Annotated in this window: 21 protein-coding genes and 1 pseudogene; 12 read left to right on the top strand and 10 right to left on the bottom strand. The window is 66.8% G+C overall.

Annotation, left to right across the window (positions count from 1 at the left end; translation table 11 throughout):
- Positions 1-27: 27 nt before the first annotated feature.
- Positions 28-1,353 (bottom strand): annotated as a pseudogene (locus OG203_RS46155) (2-isopropylmalate synthase); the annotation flags it as partial.
- A gap of 242 nt (positions 1,354-1,595) precedes the next feature.
- Here OG203_RS46155 and OG203_RS46150 point away from each other — a divergent pair.
- Complete coding sequence (locus OG203_RS46150; RefSeq protein ID WP_405163529.1) at positions 1,596-2,267, top strand: FadR/GntR family transcriptional regulator; 672 nt, start codon at positions 1,596-1,598, stop codon at positions 2,265-2,267.
- On the top strand, positions 2,264-3,070 hold the full coding sequence (locus tag OG203_RS46145; protein ID WP_405163528.1) for an ABC transporter ATP-binding protein: 807 nt from the start codon (positions 2,264-2,266) through the stop codon (positions 3,068-3,070). Before OG203_RS46150 ends, OG203_RS46145 begins: the two co-directional genes overlap by 4 nt.
- Positions 3,071-3,104: 34 nt before the next feature.
- On the opposite strand, the gene car is transcribed toward OG203_RS46145, so the two are convergent.
- A complete protein-coding gene (gene car, locus OG203_RS46140) occupies positions 3,105-6,626 on the bottom strand; it encodes a carboxylic acid reductase (RefSeq protein WP_405163527.1) in 3,522 nt (1,173 codons plus the stop codon).
- Between the two features lie 344 nt (positions 6,627-6,970).
- Here car and OG203_RS46135 point away from each other — a divergent pair, with 344 nt between their 5' ends.
- From OG203_RS46135 to OG203_RS46125, 3 genes are all read left to right on the top strand, one after another.
- Positions 6,971-7,348, top strand: coding sequence for a YciI family protein (locus OG203_RS46135; protein ID WP_405163526.1), 378 nt, complete (start codon positions 6,971-6,973; stop codon positions 7,346-7,348).
- Positions 7,349-7,361: 13 nt separating this feature from the next.
- Positions 7,362-8,624, top strand: coding sequence for an RNA polymerase sigma factor (locus OG203_RS46130; protein WP_405163525.1), 1,263 nt, complete (start codon positions 7,362-7,364; stop codon positions 8,622-8,624).
- An 88-nt stretch (positions 8,625-8,712) separates the two neighbouring features.
- Positions 8,713-9,180, top strand: a complete 468-nt coding sequence (locus OG203_RS46125; RefSeq protein ID WP_405163524.1) for a hypothetical protein — start codon at positions 8,713-8,715, stop codon at positions 9,178-9,180.
- On the opposite strand, the gene OG203_RS46120 is transcribed toward OG203_RS46125, so the two are convergent.
- The 4 genes from OG203_RS46120 to OG203_RS46105 all read right to left on the bottom strand — a co-directional run bounded on the left by OG203_RS46120 (position 9,174) and on the right by OG203_RS46105 (position 11,173).
- Positions 9,174-9,335, bottom strand: coding sequence for a hypothetical protein (locus OG203_RS46120; protein ID WP_405163523.1), 162 nt, complete (start codon positions 9,333-9,335; stop codon positions 9,174-9,176). The two genes, OG203_RS46125 and OG203_RS46120, sit on opposite strands and share 7 nt — an antisense overlap.
- 117 nt (positions 9,336-9,452) lie before the next feature.
- On the bottom strand, positions 9,453-10,217 hold the full coding sequence (locus OG203_RS46115) for an alpha/beta fold hydrolase (RefSeq protein WP_405163522.1): 765 nt from the start codon (positions 10,215-10,217) through the stop codon (positions 9,453-9,455).
- Positions 10,218-10,316: 99 nt separating this feature from the next.
- Entirely contained in the window at positions 10,317-10,730 is a 414-nt protein-coding gene (locus OG203_RS46110) for a hypothetical protein (protein WP_405163521.1), read from the bottom strand.
- A 74-nt stretch (positions 10,731-10,804) separates the two neighbouring features.
- Complete coding sequence (locus OG203_RS46105; protein WP_405163520.1) at positions 10,805-11,173, bottom strand: hypothetical protein; 369 nt, start codon at positions 11,171-11,173, stop codon at positions 10,805-10,807.
- A 21-nt stretch (positions 11,174-11,194) separates the two neighbouring features.
- On the opposite strand from OG203_RS46105, the gene OG203_RS46100 reads away from it, so the two are divergent.
- Entirely contained in the window at positions 11,195-11,809 is a 615-nt protein-coding gene (locus tag OG203_RS46100) for a TetR/AcrR family transcriptional regulator (protein ID WP_405163519.1), read from the top strand.
- Positions 11,810-11,945: 136 nt separating this feature from the next.
- Here OG203_RS46100 and OG203_RS46095 read toward each other — a convergent pair whose 3' ends face one another.
- Positions 11,946-12,602 (bottom strand): HAD family hydrolase, encoded by a 657-nt coding sequence (locus OG203_RS46095; protein ID WP_405163518.1) that lies wholly within the window; start codon positions 12,600-12,602, stop codon positions 11,946-11,948.
- Positions 12,603-12,818: 216 nt separating this feature from the next.
- On the opposite strand from OG203_RS46095, the gene OG203_RS46090 reads away from it, so the two are divergent.
- Entirely contained in the window at positions 12,819-13,490 is a 672-nt protein-coding gene (locus tag OG203_RS46090) for a PaaI family thioesterase (RefSeq protein ID WP_405163517.1), read from the top strand.
- Between the two features lie 511 nt (positions 13,491-14,001).
- Here the strand turns inward: OG203_RS46090 and OG203_RS46085 are convergent.
- The 3 genes from OG203_RS46085 to OG203_RS46075 are packed head-to-tail and all read right to left on the bottom strand — an operon-like array spanning position 14,002 to position 17,145.
- The gene (locus tag OG203_RS46085; RefSeq protein WP_405163516.1) at positions 14,002-15,171 is read right to left on the bottom strand and encodes a sulfotransferase family protein; all 1,170 of its coding nucleotides are present in this window, start codon (positions 15,169-15,171) and stop codon (positions 14,002-14,004) included.
- Positions 15,172-15,205: 34 nt separating this feature from the next.
- Positions 15,206-15,982 carry an SDR family oxidoreductase gene (locus OG203_RS46080; protein WP_405163515.1) on the bottom strand — a complete coding sequence of 259 codons (777 nt, stop codon included), beginning with the start codon at positions 15,980-15,982 and terminating at the stop codon, positions 15,206-15,208.
- Positions 15,982-17,145: a hypothetical protein gene (locus OG203_RS46075; protein ID WP_405163514.1), complete on the bottom strand. Its 1,164-nt coding sequence runs from the start codon at positions 17,143-17,145 to the stop codon at positions 15,982-15,984. The genes OG203_RS46080 and OG203_RS46075 overlap by 1 nt, the downstream gene beginning before the upstream one ends.
- 91 nt (positions 17,146-17,236) lie before the next feature.
- On the opposite strand from OG203_RS46075, the gene OG203_RS46070 reads away from it, so the two are divergent.
- From OG203_RS46070 to OG203_RS46050, 5 genes are all read left to right on the top strand, one after another.
- The gene (locus OG203_RS46070) at positions 17,237-18,133 is read left to right on the top strand and encodes a helix-turn-helix domain-containing protein (RefSeq protein ID WP_405163513.1); all 897 of its coding nucleotides are present in this window, start codon (positions 17,237-17,239) and stop codon (positions 18,131-18,133) included.
- 84 nt (positions 18,134-18,217) lie between these two features.
- Positions 18,218-19,150 carry a sulfate adenylyltransferase subunit CysD gene (gene cysD / locus OG203_RS46065; protein WP_405163512.1) on the top strand — a complete coding sequence of 311 codons (933 nt, stop codon included), beginning with the start codon at positions 18,218-18,220 and terminating at the stop codon, positions 19,148-19,150.
- Positions 19,150-20,985 carry an adenylyl-sulfate kinase gene (gene cysC, locus OG203_RS46060; RefSeq protein WP_405163511.1) on the top strand — a complete coding sequence of 612 codons (1,836 nt, stop codon included), beginning with the start codon at positions 19,150-19,152 and terminating at the stop codon, positions 20,983-20,985. The genes cysD and cysC overlap by 1 nt, the downstream gene beginning before the upstream one ends.
- A 192-nt stretch (positions 20,986-21,177) precedes the next feature.
- The gene (locus OG203_RS46055; RefSeq protein WP_405163510.1) at positions 21,178-22,299 is read left to right on the top strand and encodes a CaiB/BaiF CoA transferase family protein; all 1,122 of its coding nucleotides are present in this window, start codon (positions 21,178-21,180) and stop codon (positions 22,297-22,299) included.
- A 288-nt stretch (positions 22,300-22,587) separates the two neighbouring features.
- A complete protein-coding gene (locus OG203_RS46050; RefSeq protein ID WP_405163509.1) occupies positions 22,588-24,384 on the top strand; it encodes an acyl-CoA dehydrogenase in 1,797 nt (598 codons plus the stop codon).
- Positions 24,385-24,410 lie beyond the last annotated feature (26 nt).

Below are 24,410 nucleotides of genomic sequence, written 5' to 3'. Positions count from 1 at the left end.
GCCGTGTCAGGACGTCCGGACCGTCGGATAGACGGTGTCGAACAGATCGCGCAGCTCGACCGCGGTGATCTCGCGACCCGTAGCGTCGGTGTGTGCCTGCACGTGTCTGGCGAAGTCGATCTGCCGGTGCCGGGGCAGGTCGATGCCGAACTCCGTCTTCAGCAGGTAGGCGATGCCGCCCTTACCCGACTGCGAATTGACCCGGATGACGGCGTCGTAGCTGCGGCCGATGTCGGCCGGGTCGATCGGCAGATACGGCACCTGCCAATCCAGTTGGCGTTCCGGGATTCCCGTCCGCGCCGCCCGTGCTCGATGCGCGACCATGCCCTTGTTGATCGCGTCCTGGTGGGTGCCGGAGAACGCGGTATGCACGAGATCGCCCACGTACGGGTGCCGTTCGTGCACCGGCATGCGGGTGCAGTATTCGACGGTCCGGCGGATCTCGTCGATATCAGCGAAGTCGATCATCGGATCCACCCCCTGCGCATGCAGATTCAGCGCCAGGGTGGCAATGTCCACATTGCCGGTGCGTTCGCCGTTGCCGAACAGGCAGCCCTCGACGCGTTGCGCGCCAGCGAGCACCGCCAGTTCGGCGCAGGCGATGCCGGTGCCTCGATCGTTGTGCGGGTGCACGGACAGGATGACGCTATCGCGGCGAGCGAGGTTGCGGTGCATGTATTCGATCTGGTCCGCGTAGACGTTAGGGGTGGCGACCTCCACTGTCGCAGGCAGATTCAGGATCACCGGACGTTGCGGGGTGGCGTCCCACAGCGTCGTCATCCGGTCGCACAGGTCGAGCACGTAGTCGGGCTCGGTCAAGTTGAACACCTCGGGCGAGAACTGGAACCGCACGTTCGGCAGGTCAGCGGTGAGCTCGAGCACGTCGCGACCACCGGCCAGGATCAGCTCGCGCAGCGCGGCACGGTCCTTGCCGAGCACCGTGTTTCGCCAGGCGGGTGCGGTCGCGGTGTACATGTGGATGACGACATTGCGCAGGCCGCGCACCGATTCGACGGTACGTTCGATGAGATCGGTTCTGGCGGGGGTGAATACGACGATGGCGACGTCGTCGGGCACGAGGCCGCTGTCGGCGAGCAGCCGGACGAAGTCGAAGTCGGTCTGCGAGGCGGACGGATAGCCGACCTCGATCTCCTTGTAGCCCATGGCGACCATCAATGCGAAGAAGCGGCGTTTGCGCTCGGGGTCCATGGGTTCGGCGAGTGCCTGGTTGCCGTCGCGCAGGTCGACCGGAACCCACAGTGGTGCCTCGGTAATCCGCGCGTTCGGCCAATCACGCTGGGCGAGTGGCACTTCCACCCGGTCGTAGACGGATCGGTAGCGGTGCGAAGGCATCTGGGAGTGCCGCTGCGGATTCCATGCGGGTGCGTCATCGGGAATCGCACCGGCGGGTGTGTTGATCGTCGGGAAAGACATGGGTCTGCTTTCTGGCAGTCACGAAACAGAGGTGACCGGCCACGACGAAGCCCCACGGCGGGGGGCCGGTCGGTCAGGCCCCGCCGTGGCGGCTAAGCAGAAGCATGGTGCGCATGATGGCTAGACTATACACAACTCCTCAGACAAGTAGAGAGGTTGCGATGGTTTCGCAGGTACGGCGGCACCCGCTGGCCGCACAAGCGGCAGAGCTGTTGATGATGCGCGTCAAAGCGGGCGAATGGCCGCTCGGACACCGGCTTCCGGGCGAGACGACGCTTGCCGCGCAGCTCGGCGTCGGGCGTTCGACACTGCGCGAGGCGATCCGCGAACTGGCGGGCAAGGGCGTGCTCGACAGCCGTCAGGGCGCGGGCGTGTTCGTCACCGCGCTGGACGCGAAGGACGACTGGGACGTGGTGCTGCGCCGCGCCACCATCGCCTCGGTGATCGAGGCGCGCATCGCCATCGAGGCCGAGGCGGCCGCGCTCGCCGCGCACCGCCGCACCCGCGCCGACCTGCGCATCATGCGCGCCACCCTGGCCGCGCGCGAGGCGAACGGCGAGCCGGTGGCCGAGCACGTCGACGCGGACATGGCATTCCACCGCTCGGTGCTGGTCGCCGCGCACAACGAGGTGCTCGTCCAGCTGTTCGACACCTTCCTGCCCCGGCTGCGCCTGGCGATGATCGACATGCTGGTGATCCACCCGGTCCCGTCCGAGCAAGCCGACCATGCCGCGCACGAACGTCTCGTCGAGGCGATCGTCGCCCGAAATGCCACGGCCGCAGCGGAACTCAGCCGCTCCCATCTGACGACATTGAAGGAGGCATTCACGTGACCGGAGCTCCGGTGCTCGAACTGACGGACGTGACGTTCCGCCGCGAGGGCAAGAAGATCATCAACGGCATCTCGCTGACCGTGCGCGCTGGCGAACACTGGGCGCTGCTCGGGCCGAACGGCGCGGGCAAGAGCACCCTGCTCGGTTTCTGCGGCGCCGTCACCTTTCCCACCACGGGCGCGGTTCGGGTGCTCGGCGAACAGCTCGGCCGCGTCGAGCTGCAACGCCTGCGCCACTCGATCGGCCACGTGAATCCGCGGCACCCGCTGCGCTATCCGCTGACGATCCGCGAGGTCGTGCTGACCGGTCTCACCGCGACCATCGACACGCCGATGCGCTGGACGCCCACCTCGGACGAGCTCGTCCGCGCGGACGCGATGATCGACACGATCGGCCTCACCGGCAAGGCCGACAACGTCTGGCCGACCCTGTCCCAGGGCGAGCGCGGCCGCACGCTGATCGCCCGCGCCCTCATCGCCGAACCCCGGCTGCTGCTGTTCGACGAACCCTCGACCGGCCTGGATCTCGCCGCACGCGAACAACTCCTGGAAACCATCGACACCCTCGGCGACACCCACCCCGAGGTCGCGTCGGTCCTGGTCACCCATCATCTCGAGGAACTCCCGAGCACCACCACGCATGCGCTGCTCATCGCCGACGGCAACACCGTCGCCGCGGGCCCGGCTCGAGAGATCCTCACCACCGACAACGTCACCGCCGCCTTCGCCCACCCCGTCGAAGTCCGCTACGACGGGCGCTGGACCGCCCGCGCCGCGCACACCACGCCCGCCTGGCCCACCTGACGGCGCCACGCCGCTGAGCGTGGCGCCGCACCGGTCAGAGCAGGCCGAGCAACTGCAGGTTGGTGATGTACTTGACGATGATCGGCGCCGTGACATGCGGAATGTCTTTGTCCGGACCGACTTTCGCGTCCTGCACCGCCGCACGGAACCGCTCGGTTGGCGCAAACGACCCGCGGATCGGCTGCTCCGGGCGCTGATAGTTGTGCAGTAGCGGCAGCAGCGAACGCTGACGCTGCTGTTCCGGCAGCGCGCGCAACGCCGTCTCGAACCGCCGCAACCAGGCGTCGTACTCGGCGATCCGCTGGATCGAGTACCCGGCGTCGACCAGCCAGTCGATGTACTCGTCGAGCCCGATGCCGTCGTCATACGGGTTCATCACGTGATAGGTGTTGAACCCGTCCACCGCCTGCTCGCCGAGGGTGGATATCGCCTCGGCGATGAAGTCGACGGGCAACCCGTCGTAGTGCGCCCGCTGCCGGTTACCGTCCGCGTCGGTCTCGTAGAACGAGTACGGCGCGATGCCGGACGCCACCACGCTCAGCATCATCCGGGTGAACATGTCCGGCAGGTTGAGTTGCCCTTCGTAGCGGCTGCTCACCAGGATCATGTCGCAGCGGAAGACGGCCACCGGAAGGCCGCACAGGTCGTTGGCCTCCCGCAGCAGCACCTCCCCGGCCCACTTGCTGTTCGAGTAGCCGTTGGCGTAGCTCTCGTCGACTTTGCGGGCCGGGCTGATGACGCGGATATCGGCGTCCTCGGTGAACGACGACGGTTCGATCTGCGCGCCGACGCCGATGGTCGACACATAGGTGAACGGCTTCAGCTTCGTGGTGAGCGCGATGCGGATCAGCTCCGCGGTGCCCAACGCGTTCGGCCCGAACAGCTGGCTGTAGGGCAGCACGTGATTGACCAGAGCCGCCGGATCGACGATCACGTCGACCGTATCGGCCAACCGCTGCCACGTGTCCTGATCAAGACCGAGGTTCGGCTCGCCCTTGTCACCGGCGATGACCTGCAGATGCGCCGCGGCCAGACTTCGGTAGTGCCGCAACAACTCCGGATCACCGCTGTCGAAGATCTTGTCCAACCTGGCGCGCGCGGCGGCGTCGTCCTTGGCCCGGACCAGGCAGATCAGCGTGCCGCCGACCAGGGCCAACCGTTCGAGCCATTCCAGCGCCAGGTAGCGGCCGAGGAAACCGCTCGCGCCGGTCAACAGGACGGTCCGTACCTCGGCGCTCGGGCGCGGCAATGTGGCAGCGGCGGCCAATGTTTCGGCATCGATGAACTTGTCCAGGGTGAGATCGCCGGCGAGCACCTCGCTGGCGTGGCGGCCGTGCACCGTCGCGAAGGTCGGCCGTTTCGAGCCGGTGGTCCGCTCCGCCTCGATGTAGTCGGCGATGGCCTGGAGATCGGTCGCCGGGCTGACGATGACGCCAACCGGCACGTCGACATCGAAGATCTCGTGCAGCAGGTTGGCGAAGGTCAACGCGGACAACGAGTCTCCACCGAGATCGGTGAAGTGCGCGTCGGGTCGCCGATCGGCGGCCGAAGCGCTCAGCAGCGCACCGGCGGCGCGGCTGACCGTCTCGAGCACCGGGCGATCCGCGCCGTCGCGGCGCAGCGCACGCAGCTCGTTGACCTGTCCTTCGGCCAGCTCGAGGTAGAGCTGTTCCAGACGCTCGCCGTAGTGCTCCTTGAGCTTCGGCCGCGCTAGCTTGCGGATGCCGGTCAGCAGGCCGTTCTCGAGCGTGAAAGGTGTTGTCTCGATGAGGAAGTCACGCGGGATCTCATAGGACTGCAGTTCGGCCGTCTTGGCGACCTGCTGTAGCGAGTCACCGATCAGCGACTTCAGTGCGGCGATATCGTCACCGTTGCGCGCGAGGACGTCCGCGGTAGGCACCACGACCGCGAGCAGGTAGGCGCGAGCGCTGTTGCCGTACAGGTAGATCTGCTCGACCAGCGGGCTGTTGTCGAACACCGCCTCCAGCGTCGAGACGGTGACGAACTCGCCCTGCGACAGCTTCTGCACGTTGTTGCGCCGGTCGAGGTAGACGAGTTGATCGGGCCCGGTCTCGGCCACCACATCGCCGGTCCGGTAGTAACCGTCCTCGTCGAAGACCGACTCGGTGACCTCCGGCCGTTTGTAGTAACCGGGGAACAGATCTTTCGATCGGACGAGCAGCTCACCCCGGGGATGCGGCCGGTCAGTGCGGAAGTAGCCCAGGTCCGGCACGTCGATCAGCTTGTAGTCGATGACCGGTGGACGCCGCACCTGTCCGTCGATGAATACGGCCCCGGACTCGGTCGAGCCGTAACCCTCCACCAGATGCAGGTCGAGGTAGGACTCGACGAACGTCCTCATCTCCGGCGAGATCGGCGCGGAGCCGGTGAGTGCCGTGACGTACCGGCCGCCGAGCAGCGTTCGGCGCTGCTCCACCATCACCTCGGCTTCGAGGGCCGCCCGGTCGCCGCCGTCGGCGGAGCGCCGATCCAGCTCGCTGTGGAACTCCTGGAACAGCATGTCCCAGATCCGCGGCACGAAGTTCAGCTGAGTCGGCCGCACCAGCGCGAGATCGTCCAGCAGGGTCGACAGATCGCTCCTGGCCGCGAAGTAGGCCGTGCCGCCGCTGGCGAGCGTCCAATACAGCATGCCGCGGCCCATGAGATGGCTCATCGGCATGAAGTTGAGCGTGATCGCCGGGTCGGGGCTGCCCTGTCCCCATGCCTCCTTGGTCGACTTGCGCCAGAAGTTGGCGACCAGACGCTCGGGGTACATGGCGCCCTTGGGCGCGCCGGTGCTGCCGGAGGTGTAGATCAACAGGGTCAACGGATCGGCCTCGTCGGCAACGACATCCGTTGCGGGCAGCGCCTTTCCGCGGTCGATGACCTCGGCCAAGGTTTCGAGCACGACCGGGCTGCCCGCCTCGGTCAACCGCGCCCGCGCGGCGTCGAACGCCTCGCGCCGCTCATCCGCCTCGGGTTGGTAGTCGAAGACGACCAGCCGCGTGGGTGACTCGGCGGTCAGCACCAATTCGACGGCGTCGGCGAGAAAGTCGGCACTCGAGGCGATTACCCGCGGCTCGGTCTCCGCGATGATCGGACGCAGCTGCGCGACCGGCGCGCTGGTCTGCAGCGGCACACACACCGCGCCCACCTGGACCAGCGCCATATCGAGGGTCGTGTAGTCGACGCTGGTGAAGCCGAGGATGCAGACGCGATCGCCGGGCCGCACCGCGCTATCCGCGAGGGCGCTGGCGATCGCGTCGATACGCTCCCCCAGCTCGCGGTATGTGATGGTGTCGAAGCTTGGCAGCAGGTCAGGCGTAACCCGGCCGGTCTTCGGATCTTCGTCGAACCGCACGGCACGTTGGCCGAGCGCGGGACGGTCGGCGTAACCCTCGAGCACCGTCCGCAGGATCTGGGGCAGCCGCAGGTCCGGTTGGTCGAGCGCCTCGGTGACCGCCTCGTTGGGCAGCGCTGCGACGAACTGGGGATCATTGGCGTGTAAATCAGCGATGCGGCGTGCGAGCCGCTCCTCGCGGGGATCAATCGACATAACAGGTCCACCTCCACGACCAGTAGCAAAAGCTTGACGGGAACAGGTAGAGACTCGTCGGCGCAACGCGCCGAACATCATTAGCTTAGCAAAGCTAACGGAATCTACGGCTGACAATCTGCTGTGAATCTGCCTCCGCGTTCCGTGTGCCGGGGCCCCGAAGCCGTTGCCACCCAATATGAAATGCCAACCTTCAACAACTCGTCGACGACCGAGGTGATCGTATAGCCCGCTAGACCACACGCATGCCAGGTGCCGCTCGCAAGATATCCGGGCAGAATTTCTGGCGAGGTGTCGATTCGGGCGGCCGCCGTTCGATGCATTGAAGTGAGGATCGAACGATCTTGACGACAACGAGCAAAGGACGCGACATGCGCTACATGATGCTGATCCACGTCGACCCGACCACCGCGCCGGAGCCGGACGAGGCGCTGTACGAGCAGGTCGGCAAGGTGATCGAGGAGATGACCAAGGCGGGCGTGCTGCTCGACACCAACGGCCTTCGCCCGATCACCGAGGCCACCAAGATCAGTCAGAGCGGCGGGAAGCAGACCGTGCTCGACGGTCCGTTCACCGAGTCCAAAGAGGTTGTCGGCGGATACTGCATCCTGCAGACGAAGTCGAAGGAGGAGGCGATCGAGTGGACGTCACGCTTCCTCGGCGTCCACGGACCGGACTGGGATATCGACATCGAGATCCGGCAGATCGACGAGCCTGCCTGATCGGGCCCGGCGGATGAGCCCGGACCGGTCGCCCGATCAGACCAACCGCGCCGTGGAAACGGTCTGGCGGATGGAATGGCCGCGGCTGGTCGCGGGCCTCACCCGCGTCGTCGGCGATATCGACGCCGCCGAGGAACTGGCGCAGGACGCGCTCGTCGCGGCGCTGGAACAGTGGCCGCGCGACGGGGTGCCGCCGAATCCCGGTGGCTGGCTGATGCTTACCGCCAAGCATCGGGCGATCGATCGGGTGCGCCGCCAGCAGACCTTCGCCCGCAAGCTCGCGGTGCTCGGCCATGAACTGGTGACCGAGCAGCAGCCGGAGGTGCCGGAACTGGTCGAGGACGATCTGCTCCGGATGATGTTCACCGCGTGTCATCCGGTGTTGCCCGAACAGTCCAGGGTGGCGTTGACGCTGCGGCTGCTCGGCGGGTTGACCACCGAGGAGATCGCCCGCGCCTTCGTTGTCGCGGAATCGACGGTGGCGCAACGTATTGTCCGCGCCAAACGGACCATCGCCGCGAAGCGGGTGCCCTACGAGGTGCCCGGCGGCGATGAGCTGCCCGCGCGGCTGACCTCGGTGCTCGCGGTCGTCTATCTGATCTTCAACGAGGGGTATACGACGACCGCGGGCGAGGATTGGATCCGGGTCGAGCTGTGCCAGGACGCACTGCGCCTGGCCCGTATCCTCGCCGAGCTGCTGCCCGCGGAACCGGAGGCGCACGGGCTGGTCGCGCTGCTCGAATTGCAGGCCTCGCGGCTGCCAGCGCGCACCGGTCCCGCGAATGATGCTGTGCTGCTTGCCGATCAGAACAGAACGCGGTGGGATCGTTTGCTGATTCGGCGCGGGTTCACGGCGCTTGGGCGGGCCAACGCGGTCGCGCGGGACCGTGGCCTGCCGCCGGGCAGTTACGCGTTGCAGGCCGCGATCGCCACCGTGCACGCCATGGCGGCGACGCCGGCCGACACCGATTGGCGGCGCATCGCCGGACTGTATGCGGTTCTCGCCGAACGCTTTCCGTCGCCGATCGTGGATTTGAATCGCGCGGTGGCGGTGAGCAAGGTGCACGGTCCGGCGGCCGGTCTCGAACTCGTCGACTCGCTCGCGGCGTCCGGGGCGCTGTCCACCTATCACCTCTACAACGCCGTGCGCGGCGATCTGCTCGCGCAACTCGGTCGCCGCGACGAGGCGCGCGCCGAGTTCACCCGCGCGGCCGAGTTGACCGGAAACAAAGCCGAGCGGGCACTGCTGCTCGACCGCGCGAAGGACGGTCGCTAGTTCGGTTGTAACGCCGTGGTAATCGCCGCACCGCAATCGCGTGTGAGCATGCTACGAAATCGCTTACCTCCGAAAGGAATCCGGCCACGTGCGGCAGTTCTATCGAGCAGTGCTCCTGGACGACGACCATCGGCTGATCGGCTACGTCGAGCCCGGCGCGCAGCTCGAGGAACACGCGTGGATCGGCAACCACAGCGTGCAGGGCGTCGAACGGCTGCTGTCCGTGCCCGCCCGCGTGGTGTGGGCGCTGCGACTGGGCAGCGACCTCTACGACGCCGCGGCATCGGTCGCGCCGCTGGTTCCGCCGGAACACGGCTGCACCGGTCGGTTCATCCTCAACCACGATCGGTGCGGGTACGTGGACAAGGCGGCGGCGCGGGAGAACGCGTCGCGACGCCGCCGCCATCCACTGCCGATCCTCACCGCCGAGGGCGGCGCCGATGGGCACGCGTTGGCGGGAACGTGGGCGCGGGACCGGATCTCGGTCGGCGACAACGTGCCGGTGGGGTTCGAGCTATGGAAGTTCGATGTAGCGGAACTTCATCAGTTTCAGTAAATGGTGGGCAACCCACCGGCGACACGCGGCATCTCGACGGTGTCGTCCATACCTTTGGCGCGAACGTCGGCCAACCTGTCCAGGAACGCCTCCGCAGAGCCGAACCGGGCCGCAACCTGCGCTAACAGTTCTTCGGCTGGTTTCATGAAGTCCATGCCCTTCAGCATGACCGGTCAGATGTCCAACAGCATCGCTGTTAGCGCATAGTTTGCCGAAATGTCTTGCAGGGCCAGGAACCTGCTACCAGGTGGAAACGTTCGGCACCCTGCGCCTCAGGCGCGGCGGATCGGCTGCCAGGTTCGACTCGCGTCGGTGGTGAGGAAGATGCCGACGAGGCGGTAGACCTCGACGGGCTTTTCGACGACGAGCAGGTGCGAGGTGCCTGGAACGATGGCGAGCTCGGAATCCGGGATCGCACGGTAGAGGGCGATGGTGTGTTCCAGGCTCATCGCGTCGTCGTCGGCGGCGATGACCAGGGTCCGGCTTGCGATGCCGCCGAGTTCCTCGACGGTCATGGTCGGCTCCGCCCGCGCCATCCGGAGCACCTTCTCGGCGACGACACCGAAGTGTTCCTCACCGTCGGGCGACACCTCGCCGTAGCGGGCGGCCAGGCGCCGCATCGGTTCCTCGTGCGCGAAACCGTCAAGGACGCCGGGCAATACGCCGTCCCGGTGGAAGTTGGCGCTGATCGAGACGAGCTTGCGGACCAGATCCGGTCGGCGAATCGCGACAATCAGGGCGACGATCGCGCCGTCGCTGTAGCCGACGAGGTGCGCGGCACCGCCGACCACCGTGTCGAGGAACGCGATGGTGTCCTGCGCCATCAGGTCATACGAGATCGGGCCAGCGACGTCGGGGGTGCGGCCGTGTCCGCGCCGGTCCATCCGGAAGACCCGGAAATGCTCGGCCAGTCCGTCGACCGCGGGTTCGAAGGACCGCGAGTCCACGAATCCGCCGTGCAACAACAGCACCGGCTCGCCGTCGCCCGTTTCGTCATACCAAGTCCGGACGTCGCCGAGCAGCACATCATTAGCCATGTGTCGATCATGCTCGATGCGCGATCGGCGGCGCGAATCGCGCGCTGGAGCTTTATTACCGCGGCGGGTCGAGTCTTACTGCCACGGTTCGTGCTCAGCTCACGGCTCGGCGCGGTTCTCGGCTTCGGCAAGCTCCTTCAACGTCAACAGTTGCTTGCGCATCATGACGACGTCGCCGACGGCCAACAGCCGCCCGACTATCCATGGGCCGCCCATGCGCACCCGGGCGACCAGCCGTGTGCCCGCCCCCTCGGGGCGCACCGCATAGGTGACGGCGATCTTCCCGGTCACCAGGGTGATGTGCTGATTCAGCGCGAAGGAGACCAGGTCGAACTGTCCCATGAAGCGTTGCCCCACTTCGAGTTCGGTGAGATGCGGGTCGCGATGCCGTGGACTGGGGCGACCCCAGCGGTCGAGGAGGTCGTAACTGTATGGCGCGACCCGTAATTGACACAGCCAGGCGTAGACCAGGTCGTGCGGGGCTTCGACGCTGATGGCTCGATCCGCCTGCACGCCAACGGGTTGCAGGTCATCACACGTGAGCGAATCGCCGCACTCAGCTGCAGTGGCGCCCCACACCAGCCCGATCATGCCGCGGCCGCGATCTGGCGCAGCATGCGGCGCACCGCGATCTTGTGGCCGCCGGTGCCGATGACCAGCGCGCGGTAGATCTTGCCGTGCGGGCCAGGGAAATTCGCCCAGGACTTGGCGCGGATACGCGTTCGGCTCGACCCTTCCTCGTCGAGTTCGAAGACCAGGGCGTACCGCGAAAACCAGTGTCGCCCTTTCAAAGCCAGCCGGGCGGGCGGCTCCGCCGAATCCAGTACGAAGCCGGTCGGCACGGTAGCCGGGTCCGCCGGATCTTTGCAGACGACTTTCAGCAGTGCTTTCCAGGCCCGATCGCGATTCGCGTCGACGGATCTGGCATGCTCGTCGATATAAGACAAACGCTCCATATAGAAGGAACGTACTAGTAGATGGCGCCTCCCCGCAAGCACGACACCGACGTGATCCTCGACGCAACGCGCGCCCTGGTGCTCGCTGATGGTGCCCGCGCTGCCAGCGTGGCGGCGATCGCGGAGGCCAGTGGTGCTCCGGTCGGCACCTTGTATCACCGGTTCGGCAACCGTAATGGTGTGCTGACCGCCGCCTGGCTGCGGGCATTGGCACGTTTCCAGAGCGGAGTCCTTGCCGCCGCCGACCAACCCGACCCGGTCGAAGCCGGTGTCGCGATGGTCCGCGCCGCCCTCGCCTTCGGCCGCGAATTACCTGACGACGCAAGGCTTTTGCTGAACCTGCGCCCCAGCGACCTACTCGACGGCGGCCCCGACGACGACTTCCGCGCCCGCCTCGCCACCATGAACGCCCCCTTGTTCGAGCACCTCCGCCGCCTCGCCACCGCCATATTCGGCCGCGCGGGCGACCGCGAAATCGACGCCATCAGCCGAGCCGTCGTCGACCTCCCCTACGCCGCCCTCCGCCACCACGCCCACACCCCAACCCTCCCCGACTGGCTCGACACCGATCTCCCCACCGCCGCCCGCACCCTCCTCACCTCATACCGGGCTGATAGCTCGTCGAACGGGACATGACGGCGGCGCCACTCGCGATTCCGCGCCACCATGTCCCGCACGGCGAACACCCGCTCACCCAACGGGACATGACGGCGGAGCGACTCGCGGTTCCACGCCACCATGTCCCGCACGGCGAGCCCGGCGTTCGGCGGGGTCAGGCGGGGTCGGTGACGAGGGTGGGGGTTAGTTCGGTGAGGTCGGTGATGACGTGGGTGGCGAGGGCTAGGGCGTCGGGGGCCGGCGGGTATTCGGGGCGCGGGGCGGCGATGACGCGCATGCCAGCGGCGTGGGCGGAGCGCATGCCGTTGCTCGAATCCTCCACTGCGGCACAGTCGGCGGGGCGTTGCCGGAGGAACGCGGCGACGGCCACGTAGACGTCGGGGGCGGGTTTGCCGCGGTCGACCTCTTCGGTGGAGAAGGTGACGTTGAAGAATTCGATCAGACCGGTGCGACCGAGGACGACGTCGATCAGCGCCCGCGGCGACGAGCTGGCCACGCCGAGCGGCCACTTCTCGCTCATCCGCTGCACCGCGTCGATCGCACCGGGCAGCAGCGGCACCGCACGGTCGTAATGCGCGGCCATGCGCTCGATCACGTCGCGCGCCACCGTCTCCGGCGGTTCATCGACACCAAGATCCGTACTCAGGTATTCCGACCATTCGCGGGTGCTCATGCCCATCAACCGTTGCTGCGCATCGGGCAGCCACTGCCCACCCCGCTCCGCGACATACTCGCGGCGCACCTGTTCCCACACCGGCTCGGAGTCGATCAGTACGCCGTCCATGTCGAAGACAACTGCCGTAATACCCATCTACCCAACGCCTTTCGCCAGCCGGACCTGCCATTGCGCTCGGTGGTCGACGTGCATCGAGCCCGCGCCACCCACCTTCTGGTTCCTCCTGAGTAACCCTGATCGAAGATCGCGAACCAGCCTAGGGCACATCGGACGATTCAGACCCGACCAGCCGGGTCCGCCAAGGCGGCCCATGACGCGGGCATTCGGCGGGCAACCTATAACGTGTTCTGCATGAACGAACAACAGGCCGGTGACTCGCTGCCGAGCGAGGAGCACCATGAGGGCGCGTTCCGGCCGATGAGCGAGCTGATCAACGCACACGAGCGCGACGTCGACATCACCCGCGGCGGACCGCACTACGGCGAATTCATCGAGCAGGTGCGCGGGCTGATGGATCGCGTGCGGCTCTCCTCCCCCTCCGACGAGCTGGCCGTGGAGACGATCGGCCTGCTCAAGCAGCTCAATGACAAGCTGGACGCCGCGAAAGTCGACGAGTGGTCGACACCGAGCTGGACCAGGCACGACCTGCCCGGCCGCGGCAACATCACGCTGCCGCCGTTCATCATCGATCACGTCGACCGCGACGGCGTCGACGCCCGCATCACCTTCCGCACCTTCCACCTCGGCGGCAATAACGCCGCGCACGGCGGCGTGATCGCGATCGGCTTCGACGATCTGCTCGGCATGGCCGCGGCGGTATACGCGGGCGGCGTCACCAGAACCGCCTCACTCACCGTCGACTACCGCTCCATCACCCCACTGAACACCGAACTCCAACTCCGCGCCTGGGCCGAACGCCAAGAGGGCCGCAAGGTCTACGTCCGCGCCACCCTGCACGATGGCGACCGCCTCTGCGCCGAAGCCAACGGACTGTTCATCGTCCTCAAGCCCGGCCAGCAGTAACTCGCCACTTCGCCGCGAGATCGCCCCACAGCACGCGGTCTCGCCTGCCAGGAACGAATCAGCAGGCGATTCGTGCGCGGCCGCATGGAACGTACGCGGCAGGCGATACTCTGCGCGCCCAGGCATGCTATAGCGGCTCGGGACCCGCCACAGCCCGCGCACGGTCTCGCTGGCCGCGCACGAATCATCCAGCGATTTCGTGCGCGGCCGTATGGAACATACGCGGCAGGCGAAACTGTGCGCGCCCAGGTGTGTTGGCTACAGCGGCTCGGGGGCTGCCGTAGCCCGCGCGACCGAGTGTCGTACCGAATCACCGATACTCCATGCGGCGGCTCACGAGTGTCCCCCGTCCACGATCCACCCCCGATTTGCGCACAGTGCATTCATGCGTGAGATGTCCTGGCGGTCAGGGTATTACGGAGTCGGGCCCACGGACCGCCCTGGGCCGTTCCGCAGGCCCCGATACGTGCACACCGTGCATGTGTGCGCGAATTGCCTTGCGCGACACCAATCAGCGACCAGGGAAGTGTGCCTCTCGGTATGCCGCGAACCGTTCGTCGACTTGGTCGGCGGTGAGGCCGAAGTCGGCGAGGGTGTAGCGGTGGGCGGGTCGTGCCGCGCCGGAGGTGCTTTCCGCGTGTAGTGCGGTCATCGCCGATGTCGCGTCTTCGGTCAGGGGGAGGTCGAAGTGGCGGTAGATCGATTCGACGGTGCCGATCGGGTCGGCGACGAAGTCGTCGTAGTCGATGTCGCAGAATTGGGCGGCGTTGTGGCGCTTGCGGTCTGCGAGGAAGCGGTCGGCGCCGCTGGCCCAGAGGTCGAGTTGGGCGGTGCCGACCACGGGACCGCGGAACTTGTCGGACCAGCCGGCCGAGGCCTGCTCGTTCAGGCTGCACACCGAGGCGATGATCGTTCGTGGATCGCGGTGCATCTGGATGACGAGCGCGTCCGGATACACCTCGAAAATGGCATCGAGTGCGAACAAGTGGCTTGGGTTCTTCAACACCCAGCGCCGCCCGGCATCGGGTAGACCGATCAGCTGCAGGTTGCGCCGATGCCTGCGATAGGCGGCGGTCCAGTCCTGCTCGCGCAGCCACTCGGAATAGGTGGGTACGTAGCCGAGGCACTCATAGGACACCGACATGGCCGACTGTCGAAGCAGCTGCCAGCACTCCTCCACCTGGTCGGCGGAAATGTGGTGCACGCCCATGAATTCGGGATGCTCCACGTGATGCTTCTCGAACGCCGCCTCGATCCGCTGGTACACCGGATTGCTCGCCCAGGTCTCCCGCGGCGGCCGCGGCTGCGGCATCTCGGTGAGCCACATCTCCAAGCCCTGGTGCGCCGGGTCGGCGTTGAGCAGCCGGTGCACCGCCGTCGTGCCCGAACGCGGCAGCCCGGTCACGAAGATCGGCCGCTCGATCACCACGTCGGCGTGCTCCGGAAAGCGTTGCCACGCGGACTCACTGAGCAGCCGGGCGATCAGGGCCCCGCGCAGGAACGCGCGATTCACCTTGTTGCCGAACGGCGTCAGCTCCGCGTCCTTGGCATAGGACTCGAGCAGCACTTCGAGCCCGGCGCGGTAGTCGTCGGCACCGAAATCGTCGAGCCCGACGACCTTGGTCGCCGATGCGTGCAGATCATCGATGGTCCCGACATCGTCCCTACCGATCAACGTCATCTCCTCAATTGTGGTGCGGCAGAACCGCACCCGATCAGTGGTGGTATTCGCCGCCGTTGACATCGAGACAGGCCCCGGTGATCGCGCGCGCCATGGGCGAGGCGAAGAACACGACCGCGTCCGCGATCTCGTCGGGTTCGGGCAGCTTGCGCAGGTCGATGGTCTTGGCCGTCTCGGCGTAGACCTCGTCGGCGGTAATGCCGCGCTGCTCGGCCAGATAGTTGAAGTACCACTTCAGGTTGTCGGCCCAGATATAGCCGGGGGCAATGGTATTGACCCGGATGCCGCGCGGCCCGAGCTCGGTGGCCAGGCTCTGCGCCAGCGCGAGCAGGCTGGCCTTGGCCATCTTGTAGGGGCCGAAGGTGCGCCGCGAGTGCCGGAGCACCGCCGAGTTGATCATCACCACCGAGCCGCTGGATTCGGTGAGCGCGGGAATGAACAGCCGCGTCAACCGCAGCGCCGCAAGCACATTCGTCTCGAAACCGGCGCGCACCTGATCCAGGTCGACGTCGGCGAGGTCGACGATCGGCGGGATCGCGAACGCGTTGTTCACCAGCGTGTCCACCCGGCCGAACGCGGTGTGCGCGGCGTCGACCAGATTCGCCGCGGCGGCCTCGTCGTTGATATCGGTCGGCACCACGATCGCGCGCCTGCCGAGCTCGGTGATTTCCTTGGCCACCTCGGTGAGCCGCGATTCGGTGCGCGAGGCGAGCACGACATCGGCGCCCGCCTTGGCGCTCTGCACCGCGATGGCGCGGCCGAGCCCGGGACCAACTCCGGAGACCACAACAACCTTGTCCTGCAACAACATCAGCCGAGCATCCTTTCCGCGACGGCGGCCTGCCGTACCGCGATTCGTGCGCGCCATTCTTCCGGCGTGACGCGCGCCTGGTCGTGGAACGGAAGTCGCTGTGCCAGTTCGTCGACCGGCACCACCTCGACGGTCGGTCCGTCTTCGGGCTTCATGTCGCGGGAGAGTCGCTGCCAACGAAATTGCAGATACCCGCGATCGTGGCCGGTGCGTTCGATCCAGTTCGCCAGCCCCGGATTTCGTTCGCTGACCACCAACCGGATCATCCCGTCGGCGTCGACGTGCGCCTGGTCGGCGGTGAGGCTGGTCTGGTGGTTGATGTAGTCCAGCGACAGGTACCACATGCTGCCGAGCTGGAAACCCTGGTACGGCGCATCGGATTTCGGCACCGTGATGATCATCGCTTGATCGTCGTCGAGCTCGTAGTGGCCCGCCGAGGAGAACTGGGTGGTGAGACCGCCTGGCGTGGAACGGGGTTCGGTCATCGTGTTCACCGGCAGGTTCAGATAGAACCACTCCGGGAAGGCCAGGAAGGTCTTCAGCCGGGAGATCAGCATCTTGCCCGCGACGCCGTACCGCTTGGTCAGCACGTCCTTCGTGAGCGGCGGCGGTGCGTCACCCATGCCGTCGACCCGCGCGATCCTGATCGTGCCTGGCTTTTCGGCGGGCCAGTCACTGTAGACCTCGCGGACCACCAGCATGGCCGAGTCGGCGGCGAGGTGGACGTATCCCGGCCGCGATTCGCCGGGTCCGAGCTGCAGTTCGTAGGACCCGTCCGGCCCCACCTCCAGGGCACGGTCGTCGAAGGCGGTGAGACTGTCCGGCACATCGACCGGTGAGTAGTTGCCATTCAGTACCTGGAAGCTCAGATCCCTTGTGGTGCCGCGCTTTCCGGTCACCACGTATTCGGCGTCCGGCCGCAGGTAGGAGTGGAAGTAGAGCGTGTCCGGGTTGTCAAGGCCCATCTTCGTGTACGGCCCGGTCGACTGGACGAAGAACGGGAAGTCCCGCTCGTAGGCCCACGCCATCTGTAAGGCCGCGCGAATGCTGCCCGCCAGGTAGTCGTAGCCCTCGACGAGGTCCTGTTCGGTGCGGATGTGCGCGGCCTCGGTGATGATCTGCTCGGCGGCGGCGATGGCGTCCGCGAACGGCTGTGTCAGCAAAAGGTCTCCATTGAATCGCGGTGTTCCAAATACGTACCACTCTGGTACATTTCGTCTGAGGCAAGATTAGAACGTGTTCTAGGAGTGGTCAATGGTCAGCCGTAGATCCGCACCCACCGTGCGGGTGGTGCAGGTATTGGATTTCCTCGTCGAGCAGCGGGGCAAGCGCTTCGGCCTGTCCGAGCTCGCACGGGCGCTCGACCTGGCGAAACCGACCTGCCTCGGCATCCTGACCGAGCTCACCGCGGGCGGCTATCTGGTCCGCGACGCCGATACGTTGATCTACGGGCTCGGGCCCGCGCTGATCGCCGCGGGCCGAGTCGCCCAGGACAGCTTCGCGATTTCCGCGCTCGCCCGCGTTGAGCTGGAGAAACTCACCGCGCAGTACCGCACCACCTGCTCCGCGTCGGCCGTGGTCGGCGAGCAGATCATGGTCCTGGAAAGCACCGGACCCGGGCTGGTGAAGGTCGGCGCGGCCTACCATTTCGCGCCGCCGGTCGGCCTGATGTACGTGCTGTGGGATACCGACGCGGCGTTCAACGCCTGGCTGGCAAAACCACCGACGGTGCCGTTGCAGCAGGACGAGGCGCGATTGCGGCAGATCGTCGCGGAATGCCGCGAGCGCGGGTATCTGGTGGAGAGCCTGACCACCGCGGGCGGCAGGCTGTACTCGATGCTGGCCGGATTCGCCGCCCGCGATCTGCCCGATGAGCTGCGCGAACTGGTCGGCGACCTGGTGACGAGCCTCGGCGAGCGGGTGTATCTCGGCACGGATCTGCGGCCGCGCAAGGAACACCCCGTCAGCCTGCTCGCCGCACCAACCTACGGCGGCGACGGCAGGCAGAACATGGTGTTGACCATGTACGTCGGCGCGTCCATCACCGGCGCCGAAATCGACCGGCGTGGAACGGCTCTCGTCGCGGCGGCCGATGCCGTGACCACCGCTTCCGGTGGCATTCGACCCGCGAAGCAGTCATCCTGGACTTGATACCGACCGGCACGTCTCGGCTCCGGTGCCACCGGAATGCGGTGAGCTGTTGCCAACGATCGAAACGTGTTCTAGTTTTGCGGTGTGAGCCAGTACGCGAAGTCGACGGCGAGCACCTACGAGCTGCCTCATCTTGACGCGCTCGAGGCCGAGTCGGCACATATATTCCGTGAAGTAGCGGCAACATTCGAACGTCCGGTGTTGCTGTTCTCCGGCGGCAAGGACTCGGTGGTGATGCTGCACCTGGCGGCCAAGGCCTTCTGGCCCGCGCCGCTGCCGTTCCCGGTGCTGCACATCGACACCAGACACAACTTCGACGAGGTGATCGCCTTCCGCGACGAGACGGTCGCGCGGTTCGGGCTGCGACTGGTGGTCGGCAGCGTGCAGGACGATATCGACGCGGGCCGGGTCACCGAGGAGACCGGGCCGCGCACCTCGCGTAATCGGCTGCAGACCACCACGCTGCTGCGGTCGATCCAGGAGGGCGGCTACGACGCGGTCTTCGGCGGCGCGCGACGCGACGAGGAGAAGGCGCGCGCCAAGGAGCGCGTCTTCAGCTTCCGCGATCAGTACGGCCAGTGGGATCCGCGCAGCCAGCGCCCGGAGCTGTGGAACCTCTACAACGGCAGACACCGTGCGGGCGAACACATTCGGGTGTTCCCGCTGTCGAACTGGACCGAGCTCGACATCTGGACCTACATCGCCGCCGAGGGTATCGACCTGCCGCCGCTCTACTACGCGCATCGTCGACCGGTGGTGCAGCGTGACGGAATGTTGTTGGCGCACACCCGTTTTCTGGAATTGCTCGACGGCGAGGAACCACAGGAGGCGACGGTGCGGTTCCGCACGGTCGGCGATGCCACCTGCACCGGCTGCGTGGCATCGACCGCGGCCACCCCCGCCGAGGTGGTCACCGAGGTGGCCGCGGCCAGGGTCACCGAGCGTGGCGCAACCCGCGCCGACGATCGAATCTCGGAGGCGGGCATGGAAGATCGCAAACGAGAGGGCTACTTCTGATGACCGCAACACTGCTGCGTCTCGCCACGGCGGGCAGCGTCGACGACGGCAAGTCGACCCTCATCGGCCGCCTGCTCTTCGACTCGAAGACGATCTTCACCGACCAGCTCGCCGCCGTGGAGCGGACCAGCCGCGACCGGGGCGACGACTACCCGAACCTCGCCCTGCTCACCGACGGACTGCGTGCCGAACGCGAACAGGGCATCACCATCGACGTGGCGCATCGCTATTTCGCCACGCCCCGACGGAAATTCATCATCGCCGACACTCCGGGGCACATCCAATACACCCGGAACATGGTGACCGGCGCGTCCACCGCCGACCTCGCGCTGATCCTGGTCGACGCCCGCAAGGGCGTGGTCGAGCAGACCCGCAGACACGCGTTCCTTGCCAGCCTGCTCGGCATTCCGCACCTGGTGCTGTGCGTGAACAAGATGGACCTGGTCGACTGGTCGCAGGCCAGGTTCGAGGAGATCCGCACCGAATTCGCGCAATTCGCTTCGAAACTCGACATCTTCGACCTGACCTTCGTGCCGATGTCGGCGCTGGACGGCGAGAACATCGTGCACCGCGGCGCGAGCATGCCCTGGTATGAGGGCACTCCCCTGCTGCACCATCTCGAAGAGGTGCACATCGCCTCCGACCGTAACCTCATCGACGCGCGGTTCCCGGTGCAGTACGTAACCCGCAGCCACGCACAGGATTTCCGTGGTTACGCGGGCACGGTGGTCGGCGGGGTGTTCAAGCCCGGCGACGAGGTGGCCGTGCTGCCTTCGGGATTCACCACGACCGTCGAGGCAATCTGGGGTCCGGGCGGCAAGGCGGTCGCGGAAGCCTTTCCGCCGCAGGCGGTCACCATGCAGCTCGCCGATCACCTTGACGTGTCCCGCGGCGATATGATCTGCCGCCCGAACAACCGCCCCACCGCGGGCCGCGATCTCGACGCGATGGTCTGCTGGTTCGCCGACGAGGCACAGCTCACCCCCGGCTCGACCTACACCATCCGGCACACCACCCGCACCGCCACCGTCGAGGTGCGGACACTTGACTACCGGCTCGACGTCAACACCCTGCATCGTGACGAGAACGCGGAATCGTTGTCGCTCAACGAGATAGGCCGCGTCCAGCTGCGCACCCGGCAGCCGCTGCTTTTCGATCCGTATCGGCGCAACCGGTTCACCGGCAGCTTCATCCTCGTCGACGACACCACCAACAACACCGTCGGCGCCGGCATGATCACCGGCCCGAGCCTGCCGTCCTCGCGGGTGGTCTGGCATTCCACCGCGGTCGGCCGCGACGAGCGCGCGACCCGCGGTCTCACCGTCTGGCTGACCGGACTGTCCGGCTCCGGAAAGTCCACCGTCGCGGTGGAACTCGAACGCAGACTGGTCGCCGCGGGCCGTCCCGCCTTCCTGCTCGACGGCGACAACCTACGGCACGGACTGAATGCCGACCTCGGCTTCAGCGCCGCCGATCGAGTCGAAAACGTCCGCCGTGTCGGCGAAGTCGCCCGCCTGTTCGCCGAAGCCGGTGTGGTGGCGGTCGTTTCGCTGATCAGCCCGTACCGCGCCGACCGCGACCGCGTCCGCGCGGCACACCTGGAAGCGGGTATCCCGTTCGTCGAGGTCTTCGTCGACACACCACTGGACATCTGCGAATCCCGCGATCCGAAAGGCATGTACGCCAAGGCTCGTGCCGGTGAGATCCGCGGCTTCACCGGCATCGACGACCCCTACGAGTCCCCCACCGAAGCCGAACTCGTGCTGCGCCCCGACGACGGCGATCCGGCGGCGATGGCGGCAACCATCCTCGCCCGCCTGACCGGTCTCGACTAGACAGCCCGGTCGAGTGGACGTGCCGAGGTCGCACCACCCACGACCGGGATTCGAGCGCGATGGTCATCGGCATCGAGCGCGCCGGTCATTGGCGACACCCCCGAGCGGGCTTACCCTCGGGGACACCGATCCGGACGGGTGGGGTTCGGCCGTGGCCGCATGCCCTCGTCGAGGACGACAGAGAGCGGAGACATGGGACCACTGCACGGAGTGAAAGTCATCGAGATCGCCAGTCTCGCGCCCGGCCCGTTCGGCGCGATGATCCTGGCCGACCTCGGCGCGGAGGTGCTGCGCGTCGATCGCGGCGGCGCACCTGGTGCTGGCATCGTCTCGCCGGAGGGCCCGCTCGACCGTGGAAAGCACAGCATCACACTGGATCTCAAGCAGCCCGCCGAACGCGAGACGCTGCTCGCGCTCACCGATCACGCGGACGTGCTCATCGAAGGGTTCCGGCCCGGTGTCGCCGAACGCCTCGGCTTCGGTCCCGCCGACCTGGCCGCCCGCAACCCGCGCCTGATCTACGGCCGGATGACCGGTTGGGGCCAGGAGGGCCCGCTCGCGCACACCGCGGGCCACGATATCGACTACATCGCCATCTCCGGCGCGCTCGGCCTGGTCGGCCGCGCCGGGGAGCCGCCGGTGCCGCCCGCGAACATGCTCGGCGACTTCGCGGGCGGTGGCCTGCTGCTCGCCCTCGGCGTGCTCGGTGCGCTCTACGAACGCGAACGTTCCGGCAAGGGCCAGGTGGTCGACGCGGCCATGGTGGACGGATCCGCCCTGTTCACCGCGTCCATGCACGGCCTGCACCACCTCGGCCTGTGGAACTTCCCGCGCGGGGAGAACATGCTCGACGGCGGCGCACCGTTCTACGACACCTACGAATGCGCCGACGGCGCGTACATGGCGGTCGGCTGCGTGGAGATCCCGTTCTACAACCAGATGCTCGCCATCCTCGGCATCGACGACCCCGACCTGCCGTTCCAGCTCGACAAGAACGGCTGGCCCCGGCTCAAAGAGGTGCTCGGCGCCAAGTTCAAGGAACGCACCCGCGACGAATGGGCCGAGGTCTTCGCGGGTTCCGACGCCTGCGTCGCCCCGGTGTTGAGCCCGTGGGAGGCCCACGAACACCCGCACAACCAGGCGCGCAACGCCTTCATCGAGGTCAACGGCGTGCTCCAGCCCGCACCTGCCCCGCGCTTCGACCGCACGCCGATCGACACCCCGGCCCCGCTGTCCTCGGATCCGGAGCAGGTCCGAAAACTGCTGTCCGGCTGGGGTGTTCACGCCGAGCAGATCGATCGCGTCACGAGCTGACCCGACTTGGGCTCGAAGCCACTTCCCGTGCACTACCGTTGATGCATGCGCGGGGAGTGGCTGCTGATCGAGTGCATTCGCGATGCCACGACGGTGCTTGCCGTCGGCCGCGAGCCGGTCGACACCGGTGCCAACACGCGCTGGCCGACCTGAAAACGCTCACCGCCTAGCGCTGCCCGCGGGCTACCGCCCTGGTCAGGCTGTCGCGGGTCGAGACATCGACTTAGCCGCCCACACCTGCCACTCGGTAAGATACGGTGGTTGGCACATGTCTCGAAAGGACGGCTGATGCGGTCAACGCTGCTTTCCCGGCGCGATCTCGACTTCCTGCTCTACGAGTGGCTCAACGTCGAGGAGCTCACCAAACGTGGGCGCTACGCGGATCATTCGCGCGAGACCTTCGACGCGATCCTCGAGCTCAGCGAGCAGTTGGCCACCAAATACTTTGCGCCGCACAACAAGCTCAACGACGCGAACGAGCCGACCTTCGACGGCGAACGAGTCACCATCATCCCCGAGGTCGGCACCGCGCTGGAGGCCTTCGCCAAGGCCGGATTGCCCGCCGCGGCAATGGACTACGATCTCGGCGGCTCACAGCTGCCCGTCACCGTCACACAGGCGAGCTACGCGTGGTTCCAGGCGGCCAACCCCGGCACCGCTGGCTACTCGTTCCTTACCGTGGCGAACGCGAATCTCCTTCTCGCGCATACCGGTCCGGAGTTCACCGAGCGGTTCGTCCGCCCGATGCTCGCGGGCCGGTTCTTCGGCACGATGTGCCTGTCCGAGCCGCAGGCGGGGTCCTCGCTCGCCGATATCGTCACCCGCGCCGAGCCTCGCGATGACGGCACCTACCGGCTGTTCGGCACAAAGATGTGGATCTCCGGCGGCGATCACGAACTCGGCGAGAACATCGTGCACCTGGTGCTCGCCAAGATCCCCGGCGGTCCGGCGGGCACCAAGGGCATCTCCCTGTTCGTGGTGCCGAGGTTCCTGATCGAGGACGACGGCGCGATCGGCGAACGCAACGACATCGCGTTGGCCGGGCTCAATCACAAGATGGGTTTCCGAGGCACCGTCAATACCGTGCTCAACTTCGGCGAAGGCCGCTGGACGCCGGGCGGCTCGGCGGGCGCCGTCGGCTACCTGGTCGGCGAGCCGCACCGCGGGCTCAGCTACATGTTCCACATGATGAACGAGGCACGGATCGGCGTCGGGATGACCGCGGCCGCGCTCGGCTACACCGGCTACCTCGAATCCCTCGACTACGCCCGCACCCGCGCGCAGGGCCGGGCCAAACTGCCCGCCGATCCGGCCGCACCGCAGCGGCCGATCATCGAGCACGCCGACGTCAAGCGAATGCTATTGGCGCAGAAGTCCTATGCCGAAGGCGCACTGGCGCTCGGCCTCTACTGTGCCCGACTGGTCGACGAGCAGCACACCGCCGAATCCGAGGACGAGAAGCGGGCACTCACGCTGCTGCTCGATATCCTCACCCCGATCGCCAAAAGCTGGCCGTCGCAATGGTGTCTGGAGGCGAACAGCCTCGCCATCCAGGTGCTCGGCGGTTACGGCTACACCCGCGAGTACAACGTCGAACAGCATTACCGGGACAACCGCCTCAACCCGATCCACGAGGGCACCCACGGCATCCAGGGCCTGGATCTGCTGGGGCGCAAGGTAACCCAGCAGGGCGGCGCGAGTCTGCTCGCCCTCGGCGGACGAGTACAGAGCACCGTGGCGGCGGCTCGCACGGCCGGTGGCGAGGCGGGCGAGCTTGCCGCGCAACTGGATTCGGCATGGCAGCGCCTGGTAGAGGTGACCGCCGGACTGTTCGCGACCGGCGACTTCGAGTCCGCGTTAGCGAACAGCTCGGTCTACCTCGAAGCCTTCGGCCACACCGTGCTTGCCTGGATCTGGCTCGAACAGCTACTGGCCACCGCCGCGCACACCGGCGACTTCTACGACGGCAAGCGCCACGCGGCCCGGTACTTCTACCGATTCGAATTGCCCAAGACGGCACCGGCATTGGACCTGCTCGCCCGTCTCGACACCACCACCCTCGAAATGCGCGACGCCTGGTTCTGATTCGGTACACACGTCGAAGGATGTAC

Origin of the sequence: Nocardia sp. NBC_01499 (genome assembly GCF_045040275.1) — a bacterium.
Classification (GTDB): Bacteria; Actinomycetota; Actinomycetes; order Mycobacteriales; family Mycobacteriaceae; genus Nocardia.
This window is presented reverse-complemented; position numbering and strand designations above follow the sequence as displayed.